This window comes from Pseudomonas sp. AGC41 (genome assembly GCF_057334555.1).
Genome location: NZ_JBHFJB010000014.1, coordinates 7,385 through 10,995, shown reverse-complemented (window position 1 = coordinate 10,995; position 3,611 = coordinate 7,385). Strand labels below are relative to the sequence as shown.

The following is a 3,611-nucleotide window of genomic DNA, read 5'->3' as shown; positions in this document are numbered from 1 at the left end:
GCGAAGGAGCCGTCACCTTCAACAGCCCAGCCAGCTGACCCAGCGCTTTCGCGAGCAAGCTCGCTCCCACATGGATGGCTGATTATTCTCCAAATCCCTGTTCCACCTCGCTACTCGACACAAATTCCCAATCGCTAATTTTTCCGGTTTGCATTCGTTTCATAGGGACGACTTGCCTTTGTGCCTCTGTGCCCACTGATTCCGGATACCCCAGAAATGAATGCTGAAGACGCCTTGAAACTTGCTCGCCGGTTTATCGGGTTGCCCCTGGACAAGCGCCAGATGTTCCTGGCAGCGCTGGACAAGGAGGGCGTGGATTTCAGCCGTTTCCCCATTCCCCAAGGCGTCGAAGCCGACGACCGCCGGGCCCTGTCCTATGCCCAGCGCCGCATGTGGTTTCTCTGGCAACTGGACCCCGACAGCGGCGCCTACAACTTGCCCGGCGCGGTGCGGCTCAAGGGCGCGCTGAGCCTGTCGGCGCTGGAGCAGGCCTTCGCCAGCCTGGTGGCCCGCCATGAAACCCTGCGCACAGTGTTCCAGCGCCAGGCCGACGACAGCCTGGTGCAAGTACCCACCGATGCGCCGCTGGTGATCGAGCAACAGGACCTCAGCGCATTGCCGGCCAGCGAGCGCGAGCAGGCAGTACGTCAAGCCGCCGAAGCACAATCGATGCGCCCCTTCGACCTGTCGAATGGTCCCTTGCTGCGGGTCGAACTGCTCAAGCTAGATCAGCAGGAGCATGTGTTGCTGCTGACCTTGCATCACATCGTCTCCGACGGCTGGTCGATGAACGTGCTGATCGACGAGTTCATCCGCTGCTACGACGCCCACGAGGCAGGCGTGGCCCCGCAACTGGCCGACCTGCCGATCCAGTACAGCGACTATGCGCTGTGGCAGCGTCGCTGGCTGGAGGCCGGCGAGCAGGCGCGGCAGCTGGCGTACTGGCAGGCACAACTGGGCGATGAACATCCGGTGCTGGAGTTGCCCACCGACCATTCGCGCCCGGCCATGCCCAGCTATCGCGGCAGCCGCTATGAATTCGCCATCGACGCCGGGTTGGCGGAGCAACTGCGCAGCACAGCCCAGCAGCAGGGCGTCACGCTGTTCATGCTGCTGCTCGGCGCGTTCAATGTGCTGCTGCATCGCTACAGCGGCCAGTCCGATATCCGCGTCGGCGTGCCGATTGCCAATCGCAACCGTGATGAGGTCGAAGGGCTGATCGGCTTCTTCGTCAATACCCAGGTACTGCGTACCGAACTGGACGGCCAGCTCCGTGTCGACGAGTTGCTGCGCCGGGTCAAGGAAACCGCGCTCGGCGCCCAGGCCCATCAGGACCTGCCGTTCGAGCGTCTGGTCGAAGCGCTCAAGCTGGAGCGCAGCCTCAGCCATACGCCGCTGTTCCAGGTGATGTACAACCATCAGCCGCACGTGGCGGACGTCACCACGATCCGCACGGCGTCCGGGCTGGAACTGGGCATGATCGAATGGCAGGCGCGCACCACCCAGTTCGACCTGACCCTGGACACTTATGAAAAGGCCGGCACGCTGCACGCGGCGCTGACCTACGCCAACGACCTGTTCGAGGCGCCGAGCATCGCGCGCATGGCCCGGCATTGGCTGCAATTGCTCACCGCGATGATCGCTGATCCGTCCCGGCGCATCGGCGAACTGCCGCTGCTCGACGCCGACGAACACGCCACCCTGGTCCATGGTTGGAACGCCACGGCGCAACGCTACCCGACCGCGCAGTGCATGCATCAACTGATTGAAGCCCAGGTGGCGCGCACCCCGGACGCACCGGCGCTGGTGTTTGGTGAGCAAACCCTGAGCTACGCCGAGCTCGATGCCCGCGCCAATCGACTGGCCCACCTGCTGCGTGAGCGCGGCGTGCGGCCGGACAGCCTGGTGGGGATCTGCGTCGAGCGCTCGCTGGAAATGGTGGTGGGCCTGCTGGCGATTCACAAGGCCGGCGGCGCCTATGTGCCGCTGGACCCTGAGTACCCGCAGGAGCGCCTGGCCTATATGATCGAGGACAGCGCCATCGGCTTGCTGCTGGCCCAGCGCTCGCTGTCGGCGGCGCTGCCAACCGACGGCGTCGAGGTGATCGAACTCGACCAGGCGGCCGGCTGGCTCGACGGCTACAGCGACCATCGTCCCGACATCACGCTTGATCCGCTGAACCTGGCCTACGTGATCTACACCTCCGGCTCCACCGGCAAACCCAAGGGCGCCGGCAACAGTCACGCGGCATTGGTCAATCGCTTGTGCTGGATGCAGCAGGCCTATGGCCTGGACGGCAGCGACGCGGTGTTGCAGAAAACCCCGTTCAGCTTCGACGTGTCGGTGTGGGAATTCTTCTGGCCGCTGATGACCGGAGCCCGACTGGTAGTCGCCGCGCCGGGCGTGCACCGCGATCCGCTGCAACTGATCGGGACCATCAAGCGCCATGGCATCAGCACGCTGCACTTCGTGCCGTCGATGCTGCAAGCGTTCATTCATGAGTCGGGCGTGGAAAGCTGCCAAGGCTTGAAGCGCATCGTTTGCAGTGGAGAAGCGCTGCCGCTGGACGCGCAGCACCAGGTCTTCGCCAAACTGCCTAACGCCGCGCTCTACAACCTGTACGGCCCGACCGAAGCGGCCATCGACGTGACCCACTGGACCTGTGTCGATGAAGGCGCCGATTGCGTGCCGATCGGTGTTCCCATCGCCAACCTGCGCACCCATGTGCTCGATGCCGATCTGTCGCCGGTGCCGTGGGGCGTGGCGGGTGAGTTGTACCTGGGCGGGGCGGGGCTGGCGCGCAGTTATCACCAGCGTCCGGCGCTGACCGCCGAGCGTTTTGTGCCGTGCCCGTTCCATGCCGGCGCACGCCTGTATCGCACCGGTGATCGCGTGCGCCAGCGCGCCGACGGCGTTATCGAATACCTCGGCCGCCTCGATCATCAGGTCAAGCTACGCGGCCTGCGCATCGAGCTCGGCGAAATCGAAACCCGCCTCATGCAGCACCCGCTGGTGCGCGAGGCCGTGGTGCTGGTCCAGGACGGCAAGCACCTGGTGGGTTACCTGGTGCTGGATAACAGCGAGCCGCACGAGCAGTGGCAGCAGGACCTGAGGGCTTGGCTGCTGGCGAGCCTGCCGGAATACATGGTGCCGACCTATCTGATGCTGTTGGCCAGATTGCCCGTTACCGCCAACGGCAAGCTCGACCGCAAGGCCCTGCCACAACCGGACGCCGCGCCCCGGCAAACATTCGTCGCCCCGCAGGATGCGCTGCAAATCGCCCTGGCCGAAATATGGCAGGACGTACTCGGCGTGGAGCGCGTCGGCCTCGAAGACAACTTCTTCGAGCTGGGCGGCGACTCGATCATTTCCATCCAGGTGGTAAGCCGCGCGCGGCAGGCCGGTATCCGCATTCATCCCCGTGATCTGTTCCAGTACCAGACCGTGCGCAGCCTGGCGCTGGTCGCCACTCGCGCCAGCCAGAGTGCCGTGGATCAGGCGCCAGTCACCGGCAATGCTGTGCTTGGGCCGATCCAGCGGCAGTTCTTCTCCCAGGCGATGCAGGCCCGTGACCACTGGAACCAGTCGCTGTTGCTGACCGCCCGCGCGCC

At 64.9% G+C, this 3,611-nt stretch carries 1 protein-coding gene; it reads left to right on the top strand.

All coding sequences use genetic code 11. The features are described 5' to 3' along the window. Positions 1 to 216: 216 nt before the first annotated feature. Positions 217 to 3,611 (top strand): amino acid adenylation domain-containing protein (locus ACE04F_RS01980; RefSeq protein WP_486104388.1); only part of this gene is annotated, 3,395 nt, incomplete at its 3' end.